The organism is Cupriavidus sp. OTU4054 (assembly GCF_038440175.1).
Classification (GTDB): domain Bacteria; phylum Pseudomonadota; class Gammaproteobacteria; order Burkholderiales; family Burkholderiaceae; genus Cupriavidus; species Cupriavidus pauculus_D.
In genome coordinates, this window is record NZ_JASATF010000014.1 from 152,888 (window position 1) to 171,181 (window position 18,294).

General features: G+C 61.3%; 28 protein-coding genes. All 28 read right to left on the minus strand.

Annotated elements, in window-relative coordinates; translation table 11 throughout:
• Positions 1-7: 7 nt before the first annotated feature.
• The 28 genes from infA to recQ all read right to left on the minus strand — a co-directional run bounded on the left by infA (position 8) and on the right by recQ (position 18,237).
• The gene (gene infA, locus AAHB16_RS17985) at positions 8-226 is read right to left on the minus strand and encodes a translation initiation factor IF-1 (protein ID WP_010812378.1); all 219 of its coding nucleotides are present in this window, start codon (positions 224-226) and stop codon (positions 8-10) included.
• Between the two features lie 25 nt (positions 227-251).
• A complete protein-coding gene (gene secY / locus AAHB16_RS17990; RefSeq protein WP_150373514.1) occupies positions 252-1,595 on the minus strand; it encodes a preprotein translocase subunit SecY in 1,344 nt (447 codons plus the stop codon).
• 48 nt (positions 1,596-1,643) lie between these two features.
• Positions 1,644-2,078 (minus strand): 50S ribosomal protein L15, encoded by a 435-nt coding sequence (rplO, locus tag AAHB16_RS17995; protein ID WP_109585094.1) that lies wholly within the window; start codon positions 2,076-2,078, stop codon positions 1,644-1,646.
• A gap of 22 nt (positions 2,079-2,100) precedes the next feature.
• Complete coding sequence (gene rpmD / locus AAHB16_RS18000; protein ID WP_010812381.1) at positions 2,101-2,283, minus strand: 50S ribosomal protein L30; 183 nt, start codon at positions 2,281-2,283, stop codon at positions 2,101-2,103.
• 10 nt (positions 2,284-2,293) lie between these two features.
• A complete protein-coding gene (rpsE, locus tag AAHB16_RS18005) occupies positions 2,294-2,812 on the minus strand; it encodes a 30S ribosomal protein S5 (protein WP_011299302.1) in 519 nt (172 codons plus the stop codon).
• Positions 2,813-2,830: 18 nt separating this feature from the next.
• Entirely contained in the window at positions 2,831-3,187 is a 357-nt protein-coding gene (gene rplR, locus AAHB16_RS18010) for a 50S ribosomal protein L18 (RefSeq protein ID WP_109585218.1), read from the minus strand.
• A gap of 11 nt (positions 3,188-3,198) precedes the next feature.
• Positions 3,199-3,732 carry a 50S ribosomal protein L6 gene (gene rplF, locus AAHB16_RS18015; RefSeq protein WP_109585092.1) on the minus strand — a complete coding sequence of 178 codons (534 nt, stop codon included), beginning with the start codon at positions 3,730-3,732 and terminating at the stop codon, positions 3,199-3,201.
• Between the two features lie 9 nt (positions 3,733-3,741).
• A complete protein-coding gene (rpsH, locus tag AAHB16_RS18020; RefSeq protein ID WP_109585091.1) occupies positions 3,742-4,137 on the minus strand; it encodes a 30S ribosomal protein S8 in 396 nt (131 codons plus the stop codon).
• Between the two features lie 27 nt (positions 4,138-4,164).
• Positions 4,165-4,470 (minus strand): 30S ribosomal protein S14, encoded by a 306-nt coding sequence (gene rpsN / locus AAHB16_RS18025; protein ID WP_109585090.1) that lies wholly within the window; start codon positions 4,468-4,470, stop codon positions 4,165-4,167.
• Between the two features lie 9 nt (positions 4,471-4,479).
• Entirely contained in the window at positions 4,480-5,022 is a 543-nt protein-coding gene (gene rplE / locus AAHB16_RS18030) for a 50S ribosomal protein L5 (RefSeq protein ID WP_109585089.1), read from the minus strand.
• Between the two features lie 25 nt (positions 5,023-5,047).
• Positions 5,048-5,356 (minus strand): 50S ribosomal protein L24, encoded by a 309-nt coding sequence (rplX, locus tag AAHB16_RS18035; protein WP_150373513.1) that lies wholly within the window; start codon positions 5,354-5,356, stop codon positions 5,048-5,050.
• A gap of 9 nt (positions 5,357-5,365) precedes the next feature.
• A complete protein-coding gene (gene rplN, locus AAHB16_RS18040; RefSeq protein ID WP_006576237.1) occupies positions 5,366-5,734 on the minus strand; it encodes a 50S ribosomal protein L14 in 369 nt (122 codons plus the stop codon).
• Positions 5,735-6,014: 280 nt separating this feature from the next.
• Positions 6,015-6,293: a 30S ribosomal protein S17 gene (rpsQ, locus tag AAHB16_RS18045; RefSeq protein ID WP_150373512.1), complete on the minus strand. Its 279-nt coding sequence runs from the start codon at positions 6,291-6,293 to the stop codon at positions 6,015-6,017.
• Entirely contained in the window at positions 6,290-6,484 is a 195-nt protein-coding gene (gene rpmC, locus AAHB16_RS18050; protein WP_109585086.1) for a 50S ribosomal protein L29, read from the minus strand. The genes rpsQ and rpmC overlap by 4 nt, the downstream gene beginning before the upstream one ends.
• A gap of 11 nt (positions 6,485-6,495) precedes the next feature.
• Positions 6,496-6,912, minus strand: coding sequence for a 50S ribosomal protein L16 (gene rplP, locus AAHB16_RS18055; RefSeq protein ID WP_006576240.1), 417 nt, complete (start codon positions 6,910-6,912; stop codon positions 6,496-6,498).
• Between the two features lie 2 nt (positions 6,913-6,914).
• A complete protein-coding gene (rpsC, locus tag AAHB16_RS18060) occupies positions 6,915-7,721 on the minus strand; it encodes a 30S ribosomal protein S3 (protein ID WP_150373511.1) in 807 nt (268 codons plus the stop codon).
• Positions 7,722-7,730: 9 nt separating this feature from the next.
• Positions 7,731-8,060, minus strand: a complete 330-nt coding sequence (gene rplV / locus AAHB16_RS18065; RefSeq protein ID WP_010812393.1) for a 50S ribosomal protein L22 — start codon at positions 8,058-8,060, stop codon at positions 7,731-7,733.
• A gap of 9 nt (positions 8,061-8,069) precedes the next feature.
• A complete protein-coding gene (gene rpsS / locus AAHB16_RS18070) occupies positions 8,070-8,345 on the minus strand; it encodes a 30S ribosomal protein S19 (RefSeq protein ID WP_109585084.1) in 276 nt (91 codons plus the stop codon).
• A gap of 22 nt (positions 8,346-8,367) precedes the next feature.
• On the minus strand, positions 8,368-9,198 hold the full coding sequence (rplB, locus tag AAHB16_RS18075; RefSeq protein ID WP_150373510.1) for a 50S ribosomal protein L2: 831 nt from the start codon (positions 9,196-9,198) through the stop codon (positions 8,368-8,370).
• Positions 9,199-9,200: 2 nt separating this feature from the next.
• Positions 9,201-9,515 (minus strand): 50S ribosomal protein L23, encoded by a 315-nt coding sequence (gene rplW, locus AAHB16_RS18080; protein WP_109585082.1) that lies wholly within the window; start codon positions 9,513-9,515, stop codon positions 9,201-9,203.
• Complete coding sequence (gene rplD, locus AAHB16_RS18085; RefSeq protein WP_150373509.1) at positions 9,512-10,132, minus strand: 50S ribosomal protein L4; 621 nt, start codon at positions 10,130-10,132, stop codon at positions 9,512-9,514. The genes rplW and rplD overlap by 4 nt, the downstream gene beginning before the upstream one ends.
• A gap of 11 nt (positions 10,133-10,143) precedes the next feature.
• Entirely contained in the window at positions 10,144-10,794 is a 651-nt protein-coding gene (gene rplC / locus AAHB16_RS18090) for a 50S ribosomal protein L3 (RefSeq protein WP_115955550.1), read from the minus strand.
• Between the two features lie 333 nt (positions 10,795-11,127).
• Positions 11,128-11,436, minus strand: coding sequence for a 30S ribosomal protein S10 (gene rpsJ / locus AAHB16_RS18095; RefSeq protein WP_006160488.1), 309 nt, complete (start codon positions 11,434-11,436; stop codon positions 11,128-11,130).
• Positions 11,437-11,513: 77 nt separating this feature from the next.
• Positions 11,514-12,704, minus strand: a complete 1,191-nt coding sequence (gene tuf / locus AAHB16_RS18100) for an elongation factor Tu (RefSeq protein WP_150373502.1) — start codon at positions 12,702-12,704, stop codon at positions 11,514-11,516.
• A gap of 76 nt (positions 12,705-12,780) precedes the next feature.
• Positions 12,781-14,892, minus strand: a complete 2,112-nt coding sequence (gene fusA, locus AAHB16_RS18105; protein WP_150373508.1) for an elongation factor G — start codon at positions 14,890-14,892, stop codon at positions 12,781-12,783.
• Positions 14,893-15,010: 118 nt separating this feature from the next.
• A complete protein-coding gene (gene rpsG / locus AAHB16_RS18110) occupies positions 15,011-15,481 on the minus strand; it encodes a 30S ribosomal protein S7 (protein WP_109585078.1) in 471 nt (156 codons plus the stop codon).
• Positions 15,482-15,701: 220 nt separating this feature from the next.
• Positions 15,702-16,079 (minus strand): 30S ribosomal protein S12, encoded by a 378-nt coding sequence (rpsL, locus tag AAHB16_RS18115; RefSeq protein WP_010810460.1) that lies wholly within the window; start codon positions 16,077-16,079, stop codon positions 15,702-15,704.
• A 307-nt stretch (positions 16,080-16,386) separates the two neighbouring features.
• The gene (recQ, locus tag AAHB16_RS18120; RefSeq protein WP_150373946.1) at positions 16,387-18,237 is read right to left on the minus strand and encodes a DNA helicase RecQ; all 1,851 of its coding nucleotides are present in this window, start codon (positions 18,235-18,237) and stop codon (positions 16,387-16,389) included.
• Between the last annotated feature and the right edge of the window lie 57 nt (positions 18,238-18,294).

An 18,294-nucleotide genomic window follows, 5' to 3' on the forward strand; every position in this document is an offset into this window, starting at 1 on the left:
GTTCGCTTCACTTCGTCCGGAAGACGATGCGCGCGCGTGACAGATCATATGGCGTCAATTCTACGGTCACCTTGTCACCCGGAAGAATCCGGATGTAGTTCATTCGCATCTTGCCGGAGATGTGGCCCAGCACTACGTGGCCATTTTCGAGCTTGACGCGGAACGTCGCGTTGGGGAGATTTTCCAGGACCTCCCCTTGCATCTGGATGACGTCGTCTTTTGCCATACCTAGAGCCTGGTCCAACCCCGCTTTATCGCAAGGTCAGGTTACCCTTGAAATTCGCCTTCTTCAGCAGGGACTCATACTGCTGCGACATGACGTACGACTGCACTTGCGCCATGAAGTCCATCGTGACGACCACGATGATCAGCAGTGAGGTTCCGCCGAAATAGAACGGAACGTTCCAGCGCAGCACCAGGAATTCAGGCAGCAGGCAGACCAGCGTGATGTAGATCGCGCCAGCCAGCGTCAATCGCACCAGAATCTTGTCGATGTAGCGCGTCGTCTGCTCGCCCGGACGAATACCCGGAATGAAGGCACCGCTTTTCTTCAGGTTGTCTGCAACTTCCCGGCTGTTGTACACCAGGGCCGTATAGAAGAAGCAGAAGAAAATAATCGCAGCCGCATACAGCAGGATGTACACGGGCTGACCCGGCGACAGCGTGGCGGCGAGGTCCTTGATGAACCGGCCAACCGAGCCTGTCGAGTCAGACGTGAACCACCCCGCGATCGTCGCCGGGAACAGAATGATCGACGACGCGAAGATCGGCGGAATCACCCCGGCCATGTTCAGCTTCAGCGGCAGGTGCGACGACTGACCGCCGTACACCTTGTTGCCGACCTGACGCTTGGCATAGTTCACGAGGATCTTGCGCTGACCGCGTTCGACAAACACCACGGCGAAGGTCACACCCACAATGATCGCCACGATCAGGATCGCCGCGATGATGCTCATGGAACCCGTACGGACCAGTTCGAACAGTCCGCCGATCGCGTTGGGCAAGCCCGCGGCGATACCACCGAAGATGATGATCGAAATCCCGTTGCCCAGTCCGCGTTCGGTGATCTGCTCACCGAGCCACATCAGGAACATCGTGCCGGTCACCAGCGTAATCACCGCCGTAGCCCGGAACATCAGGCCCGGATCGATGACCAGACCCGGCTGCGACTCCAGCGCGACTGCGATCGACAGCGCCTGGAAGGTGGCCAGAACCACCGTGCCGTAGCGCGTGTACTGCGTGATCTTCCTCTGGCCCGCCTGCCCTTCCTTCTTCAACGACTCCAGCTGCGGCAGCACGATCGTCAGCAACTGCATGATGATCGACGCCGAGATGTACGGCATGATGCCGAGCGCGAAGACGGTGAAGCGCGACAGCGCACCGCCCGAGAACAGGTTGAACATCCCGAGGATGCCACCCGACTGACTCTGGAAAAGCTTCGCGAGCTGATCCGGATCGATTCCCGGCACCGGAATATGCGCACCGATGCGGTAGACGATCAGGGCCAGCACCAGGAACATCAGACGGCGCTTTAGATCGCCGTACTTCGCGGTGTTCCTGGCTTGCGTGCTTGCGTTAGGTTTCGCCGTGGCCAAACGATGCTCCGACTATGACTCGCGTCCTGCTGCGATGGCTGCTGGTAATTACTCGGCGATCTGGCCGCCAGCGGCTTCGATCGCGGCCTTGGCACCAGCGGTGGCGCCCAGACCCTTGATCGTGACCTTGCGGGTCAGCTCACCAGCCTTGATCACCTTCGCGGTCTTGACCAGTTCGCCAACGAGGCCGGCCTGCTTCAGGACCAGAAGGTCCACTTCAGCAGCTTCCAGGCGCTCGATGTCGCGCAGGGTCACTTCGGCGGTGAACGCCTTCGTCAGCGAGGTGAAACCACGCTTCGGCAGACGACGATACAGCGGCATTTGACCGCCTTCGAAACCCACCTTGTGGAAGCCGCCCGAACGCGACTTCTGACCCTTGTGACCACGACCGGCGGTCTTGCCCAGGCCGGAGCCGATACCGCGGCCGACGCGACGCTTGGCGTGCTTCGAACCGGCGGCCGGTTTCAGGTTGTTCAGTTGCATGTTGCTCTCCGAGTTCCCGGTATCAGGCCAGAACCTTGACCAGGTACGAGACCTTGTTGATCATGCCGCGCACGGCGGGCGTGTCCTGCAGTTCCGACACCGAGTTGATTCGGCGCAGGCCCAGGCCACGGACGGTGGCGCGATGATCCTCGCGCGTGCCGATCAGGCTGCGCACGAGTTGCACTTTTACGGTTTTCTGCGACATGTCGTTCACCTTAACCGAGGATGTCTTCGACCGACTTGCCACGCTTCGCAGCGATCTCGCTCGGCGTGCTCATCTTCTGCAGGCCGTCGAGAGTGGCGCGAACCATGTTGTACGGGTTCGTCGAGCCGTGGGACTTGGTAACGACGTTCGTCACGCCCATTACTTCGAAGATGGCGCGCATCGGGCCGCCGGCGATCACGCCGGTACCTTCCTTCGCGGGCATCATCAGCACCTTGGCGGCGCCATGCTTGCCAACCACTTCGTGTTGGAGCGTGCCGTTCTTCAGCGAAACCTTGACCATCTTGCGACGGGCTTCGTCCATCGCCTTCTGCACGGCCACGGGCACTTCCTTCGCCTTGCCCTTGCCCATGCCGATGCGGCCATCGCCATCACCAACCACGGTCAGCGCGGCGAAACCGAGGATACGGCCGCCCTTCACCACCTTGGTGACGCGGTTGACCGAGATCATCTTCTCGCGGAGGCCGTCGTCGCGTTCGTCCTGCTGGACTTTTGCTTGCATCTTTGCCATGACGTATCTCTCTCTCGCTTAGAACTTGAGGCCGGCTTCGCGGGCAGCGTCAGCCAGGGCCTTCACGCGGCCGTGGAAACGGAAACCGCCGCGATCGAACGCAACGACTTCCACGCCAGCTGCCTTCGCCTTCTCGGCGACGCGCTTGCCAACCACGGTGGCGGCGGCGACGGTAGCACCGCTGCCGGTCAGTTCCTTGCGCACTTCTGCTTCGGCCGTCGAAGCCGACGCCACCACTTGGGTGCCGCACGGCGAGTAGACCTGAGCGTAGATATGCGAATTCGTACGGAACACGGTCAGACGATTGACTTTCATCTCCGCGATCTTGGCGCGGGTCTGACGTGCACGGCGCAAACGAGCGTCTTTCTTGTTCATCATTGCACCCCTTACTTCTTCTTGGTTTCCTTCAGGATGACGCGCTCGTCGGCGTAGCGAACACCCTTGCCCTTGTAGGGCTCAGGCGGACGGTACGCGCGGACTTCCGCGGCAACCTGACCGACTTTCTGCTTGTCCGCACCCTTGATGATGATCTCGGTCTGCGTCGGCGTTTCCGCCTTCACGCCGGCCGGCATCTCATGGATCACGTCGTGCGAGAAACCAAGCTGGAGCTTCAGCGCGGTGCCTTGGAGCTGGGCACGATAGCCCACGCCTACCAGGGTCAGCTTGCGCTCGAAACCGGTGGTCACGCCCTTGACCATGTTTGCCGCCAGGGCGCGCATGGTGCCTTGCAGGGCGTTAGCTTCACGCGACTCATCTGCCGGAGCAAACGTCAGCGTGTCGTTTTCGACATTGGCCTTCACCAGGCCATGAATCGGTTGCGACAGCGTACCGAGCGGGCCCTTCACGGAGAGCACGCCGCCTGCCACATTCACTTCCGCGCCTTTCGGCAGCGCGATGGGAGCCTTACCTACACGGGACATGGTTCCTCCTTAAGCGACGTAGCAAAGAACTTCGCCGCCCACGCCGGTGGCACGTGCCTTGCGGTCGGTCATCAGACCCTTGGGGGTCGAGATGATCGCTACGCCGAGGCCGTTCATCACCTGGGGAATGTCGGTACGGCCCTTGTACACGCGCAGACCGGGCTTCGACACGCGTTCGATGCGCTCGATAACCGGACGGCCGGCGTAGTACTTGAGACCGATGGTCAGTTGTGCCTTGCCGCCATCTTCCTGGACGGCGAAGTCATCGATATAGCCTTCGTCCTTCAGGACCTTGGCGATCGCTGCTTTCAGCTTCGACGAGGGCATGACAACGGACGCCTTCTGCACGCCTTGAGCGTTGCGGATGCGCGTCAGCATATCGGCGATCGGATCGCTCATGCTCATACTGTTTCTCCTGTAGCCTGTGCGTAATTACCAGCTGGCTTTCGTCAGACCCGGGATTTCGCCCTTGAAGGCGATTTCGCGGATCTTGTTACGCGCCAGGCCAAACTTGCGGAAGGTGCCGCGGGGACGACCGGTGATCGCGCAACGGTTGCGCTGACGGGTCGGGTTCGCGTTGCGCGGGAGCTGTTGCAGCTCGAGACGCGCCAGATAACGCTCTTCTTCCGACTTTTCTTGGTCGTCGATGATGGCCTTGAGGGCAGCGCGCTTCGGGGCGAACTTCGCCACGAGCTTTGCGCGCTTCTTCTCACGTTCAATCAGAGCCAGTTTAGCCACGGTTACCCCTTAATTACGGAACGGGAACTTGAACGCACCGAGAAGCGCCTTGGCTTCTTCGTCGTTCTTCGCCGTCGTCGTGATGCTGATGTTCAGACCACGCAGTGCGTCGATCTTGTCGTACTCGATTTCGGGGAAAATGATCTGCTCTTTCACACCGATGTTGTAGTTGCCACGACCGTCGAACGAACGGCCCGACACACCACGGAAGTCACGCACACGCGGCAGTGCCACGGTCACGAAACGATCGAGGAATTCGAACATGCGCTCACCGCGCAGGGTCACCATCGCACCGATGGGGTAGCCCTGGCGAATCTTGAAGCCGGCGATAGCCTTCTTGGCCTTCGTCACCACGGGCTTCTGACCAGCGATCTTCGTCAGGTCGCCGACTGCCAGTTCAATGACCTTCTTGTCATTGATGGCTTCGCCAAGACCCATGTTCAGGGTGATCTTGGTGATGCGCGGCACTTCCATGACCGACTTGTAGCCGAATTGCTCGATCAGCTTCGGTACAACCTTCTCTTTGTAAAACTCTTGCAGACGTGCTGCCATGCTCAACTCCTATCCGTGCCCAGAATCAAGCGGCGACGACGGCGCCAGTGGTCTTCAGGAAGCGCACGCGCTTACCGTCTTCCACCTTGAAGCCGACGCGCGACGGCTTGCCATTGGCATCCACGAGCGCAACGTTGGAAATATGCAGCGGCATGACCTTGTCGACCACGCCACCAGTGGTGCCCAGCATCGGGTTCGGGCGAGCGTGCTTCTTCGCGACGTTCACGCCTTCCACGGCGATCTTCTCGCCGAGAACGGCTTGCACGGTACCGCGCTTGCCCTTGTCCTTGCCAGTCAGCACGATGACTTCATCGCCCTTGCGAATCTTGTTCATGGCGGCTCCTTACAGCACTTCCGGCGCGAGCGACACGATCTTCATGAAGCGCTCGGTACGGAGTTCACGAGTCACCGGCCCGAAGATGCGGGTGCCGATCGGCTCGAGCTTGTTGTTCAGCAGGACGGCGGCGTTGCCGTCGAACTTGACGAGCGAACCGTCCGCGCGACGCACGCCCTTGGCGGTGCGCACGACAACGGCGTTGTAGATGTCGCCCTTCTTCACGCGACCGCGCGGCGCTGCGTCCTTCACGGTCACCTTGATGATGTCGCCCACGCTCGCATAGCGGCGCTTGGACCCACCCAGCACTTTGATGCACAGCACTTCGCGCGCACCAGTGTTATCGGCCACTTCGAGCCGGCTTTCTGTCTGAATCATGGTGTTATCTTCCCAACTTAATCCGTCAGGCGAGCCTGTCGGTCAGTCTTGGTCCCGTCGGTCCAAGGCTTTGCGCCAGAACCGCTTGGGTTGATCAACTTTGAAGTCGGTAGTCACCAGACAACGAGAGCCGCGGAACTGCTACGGCAACATCATCTGGGCGGGGTTCGCCTTACAGGCCTGTCCGGTTGGTACTGCTAAGACGGGCGCAATAAAGCGGAAGTCCAGGATTATAGCAACATAACCCTGGACCTTGCAAGTCAACTTGAGAACGTTGTTCTTAGATGACGCGCGCCGCTTCTACCAGCCGGGAAACCACCCAGGACTTGGTCCGCGAGAGCGGACGCGTTTCCTGGATTTCGACCTTGTCGCCTTCCTTGTACTGGTTGGCTTCGTCGTGTGCGTGGTACTTCTTCGAACGCAGCACGTACTTGCCATACAGCGGATGCTTGACGCGGTTTTCGATCAAGACCGTTACGGTCTTGTCCATCTTGTCGCTCACAACCCGGCCAACCAGCGTGCGGCGAAGCGACGATTCCGTTTTTGCAGTTTCAGTCATTTCGAGCTTGCCTTCTCATTCAGCACGGTTTGCACCCGCGCGATGTCCTTGCGCACCTTCTTCAGCTGGCTGGTGTTCTGCAGCTGTTGGGTGGCCTTTTGCATGCGCAGGCTAAATTGGGCCTTCAGCAGCTCGGAGAGCTCCTGGTTCAGCCCGGCGGCGTCCTTGCCGCGAAGTTCGGATGCTTTCATCCCTGCTCTCCTTACGTCCCGACCTGACGCACAACGAAGTTCGTGGCGATCGGCAGCTTGGCGGCGGCAAGGCGGAACGCCTCACGTGCCAGCTCTTCACTCACGCCATCCATTTCGTACAGCATCTTGCCCGGCTGAATCTCAGCCACGTAGTACTCCGGATTGCCCTTACCGTTACCCATACGGACTTCAGCGGGCTTCTTCGAAATCGGCTTGTCCGGGAAAATCCGGATCCAGATGCGGCCGCCACGCTTGATGTGACGGGTCATCGCACGACGGGCCGATTCGATCTGGCGCGCGGTCAGACGACCACGGCCCATGGCCTTCAGGCCGAATTCGCCGAAAGACACGGCGTTACCACGGGTAGCCTTACCCGTGTTGCGGCCTTTCTGCTCCTTGCGATACTTTCTGCGCTTGGGTTGCAGCATCGTTATTCTCCACTCTTCGCATCTGCGCCCGGCGCAGCGCGGCGACCGGCACCACCACCGGCGCCACCGCGACGGTTGCCCGACGGACGGCCACCTTCGCCTTCGCGGCGACGGCCTTCCGGACGGGCCGGGCGACGGCGACGTTCGTCTTGCGGCTCTTCCACCACGGGCGCGTCATTGCGGCCCAGGTGATCCCCCTTGTAGACCCACACCTTGACACCGATGATGCCGTAGGTGGTTTCTGCTTCGGAGAAGCCGTAGTCGATGTCGGCACGCAGGGTGTGCAGGGGCACACGACCTTCGCGGTACCACTCGGTACGGGCGATTTCGATGCCGTTCAGACGACCCGAGCTCATGATCTTGATACCTTGAGCACCGAGGCGCATCGCGTTCTGCATCGCGCGCTTCATGGCGCGACGGAACATGATACGGCGCTCGAGCTGCTGGGTGATCGAGTCGGCAATCAGCTGCGCATCGGTTTCCGGCTTGCGGATTTCTTCGATGTTCACGTGCACGGGCACACCCATGCGACGTTGCAGCTCGGCCTTGAGCAGTTCGATGTCCTCGCCCTTCTTGCCGATCACCACGCCCGGACGCGAGCTGTAAATGGTGAGACGTGCATTGCGGGCGGGGCGCTCGATCACGACGCGGCCAACCGATGCGTTCTTGAGCTTCTTCTTCAGGAAGTCACGAACTTCGATGTCTTCTTTCAGCATGCCGGCGAACTTCGTGTTGTTGGCGTACCAACGCGAAGCCCAGTTACGGCTGACGGCCAGACGGAAGCCAGTCGGATGAATCTTCTGTCCCATCGTGACTCCTTAGTTGCCGAGCGTCACAGTGATGTGACAGGTTTGTTTCTCGATGCGGTTGCCGCGGCCCTTTGCCCGTGCCGTGAAACGCTTGAGCGAGGTGGCCTTGTCGACGAAGATCGATTTGACCTTCAGCTCGTCGATGTCGGCGCCTTCGTTGTGCTCGGCGTTGGCGATGGCCGATTCGACCACCTTCTTCACAATACCGGCGGCCTTCTTCGGGCTGAACGTCAGGACGTTGAGCGCGCGCTCGATCGGCAGACCACGGATCTGGTCAGCGACCAGACGCGTTTTCTGGGCGGAGATGCGGGCACCGCGATGAATCGCTTTCACTTCCATGATGGCACCTTACCTCTTCGCTTTCTTGTCAGCCGCGTGGCCCTTGAACGTACGCGTGAGCGCAAATTCGCCGAGCTTGTGGCCAACCATGTTTTCCGTGACATACACCGGCACGTGTTGACGGCCGTTGTGCACGGCGATCGTCAGACCGATGAAGTCCGGCATGATGGTCGAGCGGCGCGACCATGTCTTGATGGGCTTCTTGTCCTTGCCGCTGACTGCAGCTTCCACCTTCTTCAGCAGGTGGGCGTCGCAGAACGGACCCTTTTTTGCGGAACGAGTCATATCTTTAGCTCCTACCTACCGATTAACGCTTGTGGCGCTTCTGCACGATCATGCTGGCAGTGCGCTTGTTGCTGCGGGTACGGTAGCCCTTGGTCGGGGTACCCCACGGCGAGACCGGATCGCGACCGGCGGCAGTACGACCCTCACCACCACCGTGCGGGTGGTCGACCGGGTTCATCACCACACCGCGGACGGTCGGGCGAATACCGCGCCAGCGCGTTGCACCGGCCTTGCCGATAACACGCAGGCTGTGCTCTTCGTTGCCCACTTCACCGATGGTGGCGCGGCATTCGATATGCACGCGGCGCACTTCACCGGAGCGCAGACGCACCTGGGCGTACACGCCTTCGCGGGCCAGCAGCACGGCGGAACCGCCAGCAGCGCGTGCGACTTGCGCACCCTTGCCCGGCAGGATTTCGACGTTGTTGATCGTGGTACCGACCGGAATGTTGCGGATCGGCAGGTTGTTACCGGCCTTGATCGGCGCTTCCGAACCGTTCAGCAGCGATTGACCGGCAACCATGCCCTTGGTGGCGATGATGTAGCGGCGCTCACCGTCGGCGAACAGCACCAGCGCGATGTTCGCGCTGCGGTTCGGATCGTATTCCAGGCGCTCGACCTTGGCGGGGATACCGTCCTTGTCGTTGCGCTTGAAGTCGACCACACGGTAGTGGTGCTTGTGACCACCGCCCTTGTGACGGGTGGTGATGTGGCCGTTGTTGTTACGACCCGACTTCTGGAATTGCTTTTCCAGCAGCGGAGCGTGCGGCGCGCCCTTGTGAAGGTCCTTGTTGACGACCTTCACCATGGTGCGACGACCCGGCGACGTCGGCTTGGTCTTGACGAGTGCCATGATTACTTGGCCTCCGCTTCAAAATTGATTTCCTGACCCGGCTTCAGCGAAACGTAGGCCTTCTTCACGTGGTTACGACGACCCATGAAGCGACCGAAACGCTTTTGCTTGCCCTTCTGGTTCAGGATCTGAACGGACTGCACCTCGACCTTGAACAGCAGTTCGACGGCGGCCTTCACTTCGAGCTTGTTAGCATCGCGGGCCACTTCGAACACAACCTGCTCATTCTTGTCGGCGACCAGGGTTGCCTTTTCGGAAACCACCGGCGCGAGCAGCACCTGCATCAAACGATGATCGTTCTTGGCTACTTGCGTCATTTGAGCAACTCCTCGATCTGCGCGACAGCCGCCTTGGTCACGAGCACCTTCTTGTAGTGCACGAGCGAGAGCGGATCTGCCTGGCGCGGCTCGACAACTGCCACGTGCGGCAGGTTGCGCGAAGCCAGGTAGAGGTTTTCGTCGAGGCTGTCGGTGATGATCAGCACCGAGTCCAGGCCCATGGCCTTGAACTTGTCGGCCAAGAGCTTGGTCTTGGGCGCGTCGACCGTGAAACCGTCCACGACGTTGATACGACCTTCACGTGCGAGCTGCGAGTAAATCGAGCGCATACCGGCACGGAACATCTTCTTGTTGACCTTCTGGCTGAAGTTCTCTTCCGGCGAATTCGGGAAGATACGGCCGCCCCCGCGCCACAGCGGCGAGGAAGACATACCGGCACGAGCACGGCCCGTACCCTTCTGGCGCCACGGCTTCTTGGTCGTGTGCTTGACCTCTTCACGATCCTTCTGCTTACGGTTACCGCTACGCGCGTTAGCCTGGTAAGCAACCACGATCTGGTGAACGAGGGCTTCGTTGTAGTCACGGCCGAACACTTCCGGCGAGGCGTTCACGCCGGCGCCGATCTGGCCATTGTCCTGGAGGAGCTTGAGTTCCATTGATGCGCTCCTTAAGCTTTGGCTTTGGCCTTGACGGCCGGGGTAACGATGACCTTGCCGCCCTTCGAACCCGGGATGGCACCCTTGACCAGCAGCAGCTTGCGCTCTGCGTCGATCTTGGCGATCTCGAGGTTTTGGACGGTGCGGGTGACGTCACCCAGGTGGCCCGTCATGCGCTTGCCGGGGAACACACGGCCCGGATCCTGCGCCATACCGATGGAACCCGGCACGTTGTGCGAACGCGAGTTACCGTGGGTGGCACGACCCGACGCAAAGTGGTAGCGCTTGATGGTACCGGCGTAGCCCTTACCGATGCTCACGCCTTGAACGTCGATCTTCTGACCGACTTCGAAGAGGTCGACCGACAGCGCGGCGCCGGCTTGCAGCTCGGCAGCCTTTGCGGCATCGATACGGAACTCTTTGATGACTTCACCGGCTTCGACACCGGCTTTGGCGAGGTGACCCGCCAGCGGCTTGGTGACACGGCTTGCGCGTCGGCTGCCGAAGGTGACTTGAACCGCGGTATAACCGTCGGTCTCGTCCGTCTTGATTTGCGTCACGCGGTTGTCGCCGACCTCGACCACGGTAACGGGAATCGAATCACCGTCGTCCGTGAAAATACGGGTCATGCCAACCTTGCGACCTACAAGGCCAAGGCTCATGGTTTGCTCCATTCCCAGCTGCGATTGGCCGGGGCTGATTGATACACGAAAACTGTGTGAGCGGGTTGCGCGAAGAAGATTGCGCACGGCCAAAATGGCCACCCACTACCCGAAGAAACGGGTAGCCGTACACTATATCTCAGTACTTTGGAAAGAACAACAACCACCTCGCATATTTCTAGATGATCGTGTGTGTACGGTGCGCGTAGACGACGTGAATGCGACACGTTTGCGGCGCGGGGGATACTTTGAGCGCTTCCGAAAGCAAAACGGCGGACCGAAGTCCGCCGTTCCGAGCCGATCACAGGCGGCTGGCGCCGCCTGGGTTCATGCTTACACCTTGATTTCGACGTCCACGCCAGCCGGCAGGTCGAGCTTCATCAGCGCGTCCACGGTCTTGTCGGTCGGATCGACGATATCCATCAGACGCTGGTGCGTGCGGATCTCGAACTGATCGCGGCTGGTCTTGTTGACGTGCGGCGAACGCAGGATGTCGAAGCGCTGGATGCGGGTCGGCAGGGGCACGGGACCCTTGACGATCGCGCCGGTGCGCTTGGCGGTATCCACGATTTCGGCGGCCGACTGGTCGATCAGGCGATAGTCGAAAGCCTTCAGGCGGATACGGATCTTCTGGTTCTGCATGATTGTTCCTTAAAGAGCGATGGGCCAGCGGCCCGGGATAAAGGGGTCATGCCCGAAGGCACGCCCCGAAAGGATGCTTAGTCGAGGATCTTTGCCACGACGCCGGCGCCGACGGTACGGCCACCTTCGCGGATAGCGAAGCGCAGACCTTCTTCCATGGCGATCGGGGCGATCAGCTTGACCGTGATCGACACGTTGTCACCCGGCATGACCATTTCCTTGTCCTTCGGCAGCTCGATCGAGCCGGTCACGTCGGTCGTACGGAAGTAGAACTGCGGGCGGTAGTTGTTGAAGAACGGCGTGTGACGGCCACCTTCGTCCTTCGACAGAATGTAGACCTCACCCGTGAAGTGCGTGTGCGGCTTGATCGAGCCCGGCTTGCACAGAACTTGACCACGCTCCACGTCTTCGCGCTTCGTGCCGCGCAGCAGCAGACCCACGTTGTCGCCAGCCTGACCCTGGTCCAGCAGCTTGCGGAACATTTCCACGCCCGTGCAGGTCGTCTTCACCGTCGGGCGGATACCCACGATTTCGATTTCTTCGCCGACCTTCACCACGCCGCGCTCGATACGACCCGTCACCACGGTACCGCGGCCCGAGATCGAGAACACGTCTTCCACCGGCATCAGGAACGTACCGTCAACCGCGCGCTCCGGCGTCGGGATGTACGTGTCCAGCGCGTCGGCCAGGTTCATGATCGCCACTTCGCCCAGCTCGCCCTTGTCGCCTTCCAGCGCCAGCTTGGCCGAACCCTTGATGATCGGCGTGTCGTCGCCCGGGAAGTCGTACTTCGACAGCAGCTCGCGCACTTCCATTTCCACCAGCTCGAGCAGCTCGGCGTCGTCCACCATGTCGCACTTGTTCAGGAACACGATGATGTACGGCACACCAACCTGGCGCGCCAGCAGGATGTGCTCGCGCGTCTGCGGCATCGGGCCGTCAGCGGCCGAGCACACCAGGATCGCGCCGTCCATCTGCGCCGCACCCGTGATCATGTTCTTCACATAGTCAGCGTGGCCCGGGCAGTCAACGTGGGCGTAGTGGCGGTTCGCCGTTTCGTACTCCACGTGCGCCGTGTTGATCGTGATACCACGTGCCTTCTCTTCCGGCGCCGCGTCGATTTCGTCGTACTTCTTTGCCGAGCCGCCGAACTTCGAAGCCAGCACCGTGGCGATTGCCGCCGTCAGCGTCGTCTTGCCATGGTCAACGTGACCAATCGTGCCAACGTTCACGTGCGGCTTGGTCCGTTCGAACTTTTCCTTTGCCATTTTTCAGCTCCTAATGGAATGCAGTCTGATTCAATTCATTGCGCCGCCACGCGGATCGCGCGTGGCGGCGAAGCTTTTATTGCTTGGCCTTGGCCGACATCACGGCTTCGGCAATGTTCTTCGGTGCTTCAGCGTAGTGCTTGAATTCCATGGTGTACGTGGCGCGGCCTTGCGTGGCCGAGCGCAGCGACGTGGAATAACCGAACATTTCCGACAGGGGGACTTCGGCCTTGATGATCTTGCCGCCGCCAACCATGTCGTCCATGCCCTGCACGATGCCGCGGCGGGACGACAGATCGCCCATCACGGTACCCGTGTAGTCTTCCGGCGTTTCCACTTCCACGGCCATCATCGGCTCGAGCAGCACCGGGCTGGCCTTGCGCATGGCTTCCTTGAAAGCCATCGAGCCGGCCATGCGGAACGCGTTTTCGTTCGAGTCCACGTCGTGGTACGAACCGAACGTCAGCGTGACCTTCACGTCCACCACCGGGAAGCCGGCGAGGATACCGGACGGCAGCGTGTCCACGATACCCTTTTCGACCGCGGGGATGTATTCGCGAGGAATCACACCGCCCTTGATCGCGTCGATGAACTCGAAGCCCTTGCCTTGCTCCTGCGGTTCCAGCGTGATCACGGCGTGACCGTACTGGCCACGGCCGCCCGACTGCTTGACGAACTTGCCCTCGACGCCTTCCGCGGTCTTGCGGATGGTTTCGCGGTAAGCCACCTGCGGCGCGCCGATGTTGGCTTCCACGCCGAATTCGCGCTTCATGCGGTCGACCAGAATTTCGAGGTGGAGCTCGCCCATGCCCGAAATGATGGTCTGGCCCGATTCTTCATCGGTACGCACGCGGAACGAAGGATCTTCGGCAGCCAGGCGGTTCAGGGCGATACCCATCTTTTCCTGGTCGGCCTTGGTCTTCGGCTCGACGGCCTGCGAGATCACGGGCTCCGGGAAGATCATGCGCTCGAGCACGATCGGTGCAGCCGGATCGCACAGCGTATCGCCGGTGGTCGCGTCCTTCAGGCCCACGGCCGCGGCGATGTCGCCGGCCAGCACTTCCTTGATTTCTTCGCGCTGGTTGGCGTGCATCTGCAGAATACGGCCCAGACGCTCCTTCTTCTGCTTCACCGGGTTGTACACGGTGTCGCCCGAATTGATCTTGCCCGAGTAGACGCGGAAGAAGATCAGCTGGCCCACGAACGGGTCCGTCATGATCTTGAATGCCAGCGCCGAGAACTTCTCGCCGTCGTCGGCCTTGCGCTCGAGCTTCTTCTCGTCGTCGTTCTCGTCCACGCCCTTGACCGGCGGGATATCGACCGGCGAAGGCAGGAAGTCGATCACGGCGTCGAGCATACGCTGCACGCCCTTGTTCTTGAACGCGGTGCCGCACAGCATCGGCTGGATTTCGCAGGCGATGGTACGGTCGCGCAGTGCCTTGACGATCTCGGCACGGGTCAGCTCTTCGCCGCCCAGGTACTTTTCCATCAGCTCTTCGCTGGCTTCGGCGGCGGACTCGACCATCTTCTCGCGCCATTCGTCAGCGGTAGCCTTCAGTTCGGCCGGGATGTCCTGGTACTCGAACTTCACGCCCTGGCTGGCTTCGTCCCAGATGATCGCCTTCATTTCCAGCAGATCGACGACGCCCTGGAAGCCGTCTTCAGCGCCGATAGGCACGACGACGGGCACCGGGTTGGCCTTCAGGCGGGTCTTCAGCTGGTCGTAGACCTTGAAGAAGTTCGCGCCGGTACGGTCCATCTTGTTGACGAACGCCAGACGCGGCACGCCGTACTTGTTGGCCTGACGCCAGACGGTTTCCGACTGCGGCTGCACGCCACCCACTGCGCAGTACACCATGCAGGCGCCATCCAGCACGCGCATGGAACGCTCCACCTCGATGGTGAAGTCCACGTGTCCCGGGGTGTCGATGATGTTGAAGCGGTGCTCGGGGTAGTTGCCGCCCATGCCCTTCCAGAAGGCGGTGGTCGCAGCGGAGGTGATCGTGATGCCACGCTCCTGCTCCTGCTCCATCCAGTCCATGGTGGCCGCGCCGTCGTGCACTTCACCGATCTTGTGGTTCACACCGGTGTAGAACAGGATCCGCTCGGTCGTGGTGGTTTTACCCGCGTCAATGTGAGCCGAAATACCGATGTTACGGTAGCGCTCAATGGGAGTCTTACGAGCCACTTTAATCCTCTATTTCGTCCATGAGGCGCAGACATCTCTTCGTCTACGCCCCTAACACAAACGGGCGAGATGTGTAACGACACAGCCCGCCCGGCAACCAACCGCGTAATCGCGCGCTTTAGAAGCGGAAGTGCGAGAACGCCTTGTTGGCTTCGGCCATGCGGTGCACTTCGTCGCGCTTCTTCATCGCGCCGCCACGGCCTTCCGATGCTTCGAGCAGTTCACCTGCCAGGCGCAGCGCCATCGACTTCTCGCTGCGTTTCTTCGCGGCCTCGCGCAGCCAACGCATCGCCAATGCCAGACGACGCGACGGACGAACTTCGACCGGAACCTGATAGTTGGCACCGCCAACGCGGCGGCTCTTCACTTCGACCACCGGCTTTACGTTGTTGATGGCAACGGAGAACACTTCGATCGGGGCCTTGCCTGCCTTCTTTTCGATCTGATCGAACGCGCCGTACACGATACGCTCGGCAACCGACTTCTTGCCATCCAGCATCAGCACGTTCATGAACTTGGCAACTTCAACGTTACCGAACTTCGGATCAGGCAGAATTTCCCGCTTGGGGACTTCACGACGACGTGGCATCTTCTTTCCTCTAGATTCAGTTGAGAGCGGATTTCAATTCGCACTCTCCGGCCACCAACTAGCTTGCCTCGGTATTCGCTTCGGGCAAATTCGCCGGGTGACCACTTACTCGACGGCACGGCGCTAAACACTCCGTTGTACCGCCGCCTGGTGACAGCTCCATGACGCATGCGCCACAGGCCATCGCTTGTTGCTTCGGGCGTTATGCCCAGGTTGCCAGTTAGGCAGCCTTCGGACGCTTCGCGCCGTACTTCGAACGTGCCTGCTTGCGGTCCTTCACGCCTTGCAGGTCGAGCGAGCCACGGACGATGTGGTAACGCACACCCGGCAGATCCTTCACACGGCCGCCGCGGATCAGCACGACCGAGTGTTCCTGCAGGTTGTGGCCTTCACCGCCGATGTACGAGATGACCTCGAAACCGTTGGTCAGGCGCACCTTGGCGACCTTACGCAGTGCCGAGTTCGGCTTCTTCGGCGTCGTGGTGTACACGCGGGTGCACACGCCGCGACGCTGCGGGCAGTTCTCAAGCGCGGGGCTCTTGCTCTTGACGACTTCAGAGACGCGCGGCTTGCGAACCAGTTGGTTGATAGTTGGCATTGTTCAATCCAGCTTGGTTTTACAAAAACACCCCTCCACCGCATCAGCCGGCCGGAGGGGCACTACGAATTTTGGGCGAGAGGATTGAGCGAACGCTCGAGGGAAGGGACTGTGAAGTGACAGACTTGCCAAAGAGCGCGAGCTCGCCTGGATCCCGCCGACACAACCTGTAGCGAACAGACGTTCACATTTTCACAGGCGCGCGAAATCCGAAGCCAAAAACTCGAATCTGGCACTATAGCGGGGTGGCTGGCAACGGTCAAGCGTCTCGGCGGTATACCGCGACAGGTATACCGAACGCGCCCGATTACGGCACCGCGCGCAGTGTTTCGAGGATGTCGTCGCCGTACCGTTCGAGCTTCGAGGCGCCGATGCCGGGCACTTCCGCGAGGGCATCGTGGGTTTCGGGCGCACTGCGCGCGAGCTCTGCCAGCGTGGCGTCATGGAAGATGACATAGGCCGGTACGCCGTGCTCGCGCGCGGTTTCCGTGCGCCAGCGGCGCAGCGCTTCCCAGTTGGCCAGCGCATCCTCGTCCATGTCCGCGGTATGGTCGGTGCGGCTGCCCCGTGCGGCCCGGTCGGTGCTCCGGCCGGGCTTGCTGACCTGCCGCCGCAGCGTGATCGACTGCTCGCCCTTGAGTACCGCGCGCGCGGAATCGCCGAGCAGCAGCGCACCGTGGCCGCCGTGGTCGATGACGAGCAGCCCGTGCGCGATCAGCTGGCGGAAGATCGCATGCCAGTCGGACACCGAGCGGTCGGCGCCGATGCCGAAGGTGGACACCTTGTCGTGCCCCCACTGCCGCACCTTTTCCGAGGCATTGCCGCGCAGCACGTCGATCAGGTGCGTCGCACCGAAATGCACGCGGCTGGCCTGGGCGGTCCGGTAGACGCAGGACAGCGCCATCTGCGCCTCGCGCGTGCCGTCCCAGGTCGCGGGCGGCTCGAGGCACGTATCGCAGTTGCCGCAGGGCTCGGCGGACTCGTCGAAGTACGCAAGAATCCGTACGCGCCGGCATCCCGGCGTCTCGCACAAACCCAGCAGGGCATCGAGCTTCGACGAGGAGACGCGCTTGTGCGCTTCGTCTGCCTCGGACTCGTCGATCATGCGCTTCTGCTGCACGACGTCCCCCAGGCCGTAAGCCATCCAGGCATTGGCGGGCAGGCCGTCGCGGCCGGCGCGGCCGGTCTCCTGGTAATAGCCCTCCATGCTCTTGGGCAGATCCAGATGGGCGACGAACCGGACATCGGGCTTGTCGATCCCCATGCCGAACGCGATGGTCGCGACCATCACGATGCCTTCTTCCTCGCGGAAACGCGCCTGATGGTGCTGGCGCACCTGCGCATCCATGCCCGCGTGGTATCCGAGCGCCTGAATGCCATGGCTCGCGAGCCAGCTCGCGGTCTCTTCGACCTTCTTGCGCGACAGGCAATAGACGATGCCGCTGTCGTGCGACCCGCCAGCCCCCATGTGCTCGGCCTTGATAAAGGCCAGCAGCTGCTGGCGCGCGTTGTCCTTCTCGACGATGCGGTAGCGAATATTGGGCCGGTCGAAGCTGGAGATAAACACGCGCGCTTCGTCCAGCGCGAGCCGTTCGACGATCTCGTTGCGCGTGACCGCATCGGCGGTGGCGGTCAGCGCGATGCGCGGCACGCGCGGGAACCGCTCGTGCAGTACCGACAGCTGGATGTACTCGGGGCGGAAATCGTGGCCCCACTGCGATACGCAGTGGGCCTCGTCGATCGCGAACACGCCGACGCGGGTGCGTTCGAGCAGATCGAGGAAGCGCGGGGTCATCAGCCGCTCCGGCGCCACGTAGAGGATCTCGAGCCGGCCCGCGAGCAGGTCACGCTCGACCGCGGACGCCTCCGCGCTCGTCAGCGTGGAGTTGAGCACGGCCGCATGGACACCCGCTTCCGTGAGCGCGGCCACCTGATCCTGCATCAACGCGATCAGCGGCGACACGACGATGCCCGTGCCATGGCCCGCACGCTGCCGCAGCAGCGCGGGAATCTGATAGCACAACGACTTGCCGCCGCCCGTAGGCATGAGCACGAGGCTGTCGCCGCCGTCGGCGACATGGTCGATGATCTCCGCCTGCCGGCCGCGAAAGGCGTGGTAGCCGAAGACATCCTTGAGAATCGCCAGCGCGCGCGACATAGACAACGGAAATGCGGAAAGCCGTAAAGGCCGTAACCTTACCACTAAGCCCCGTGC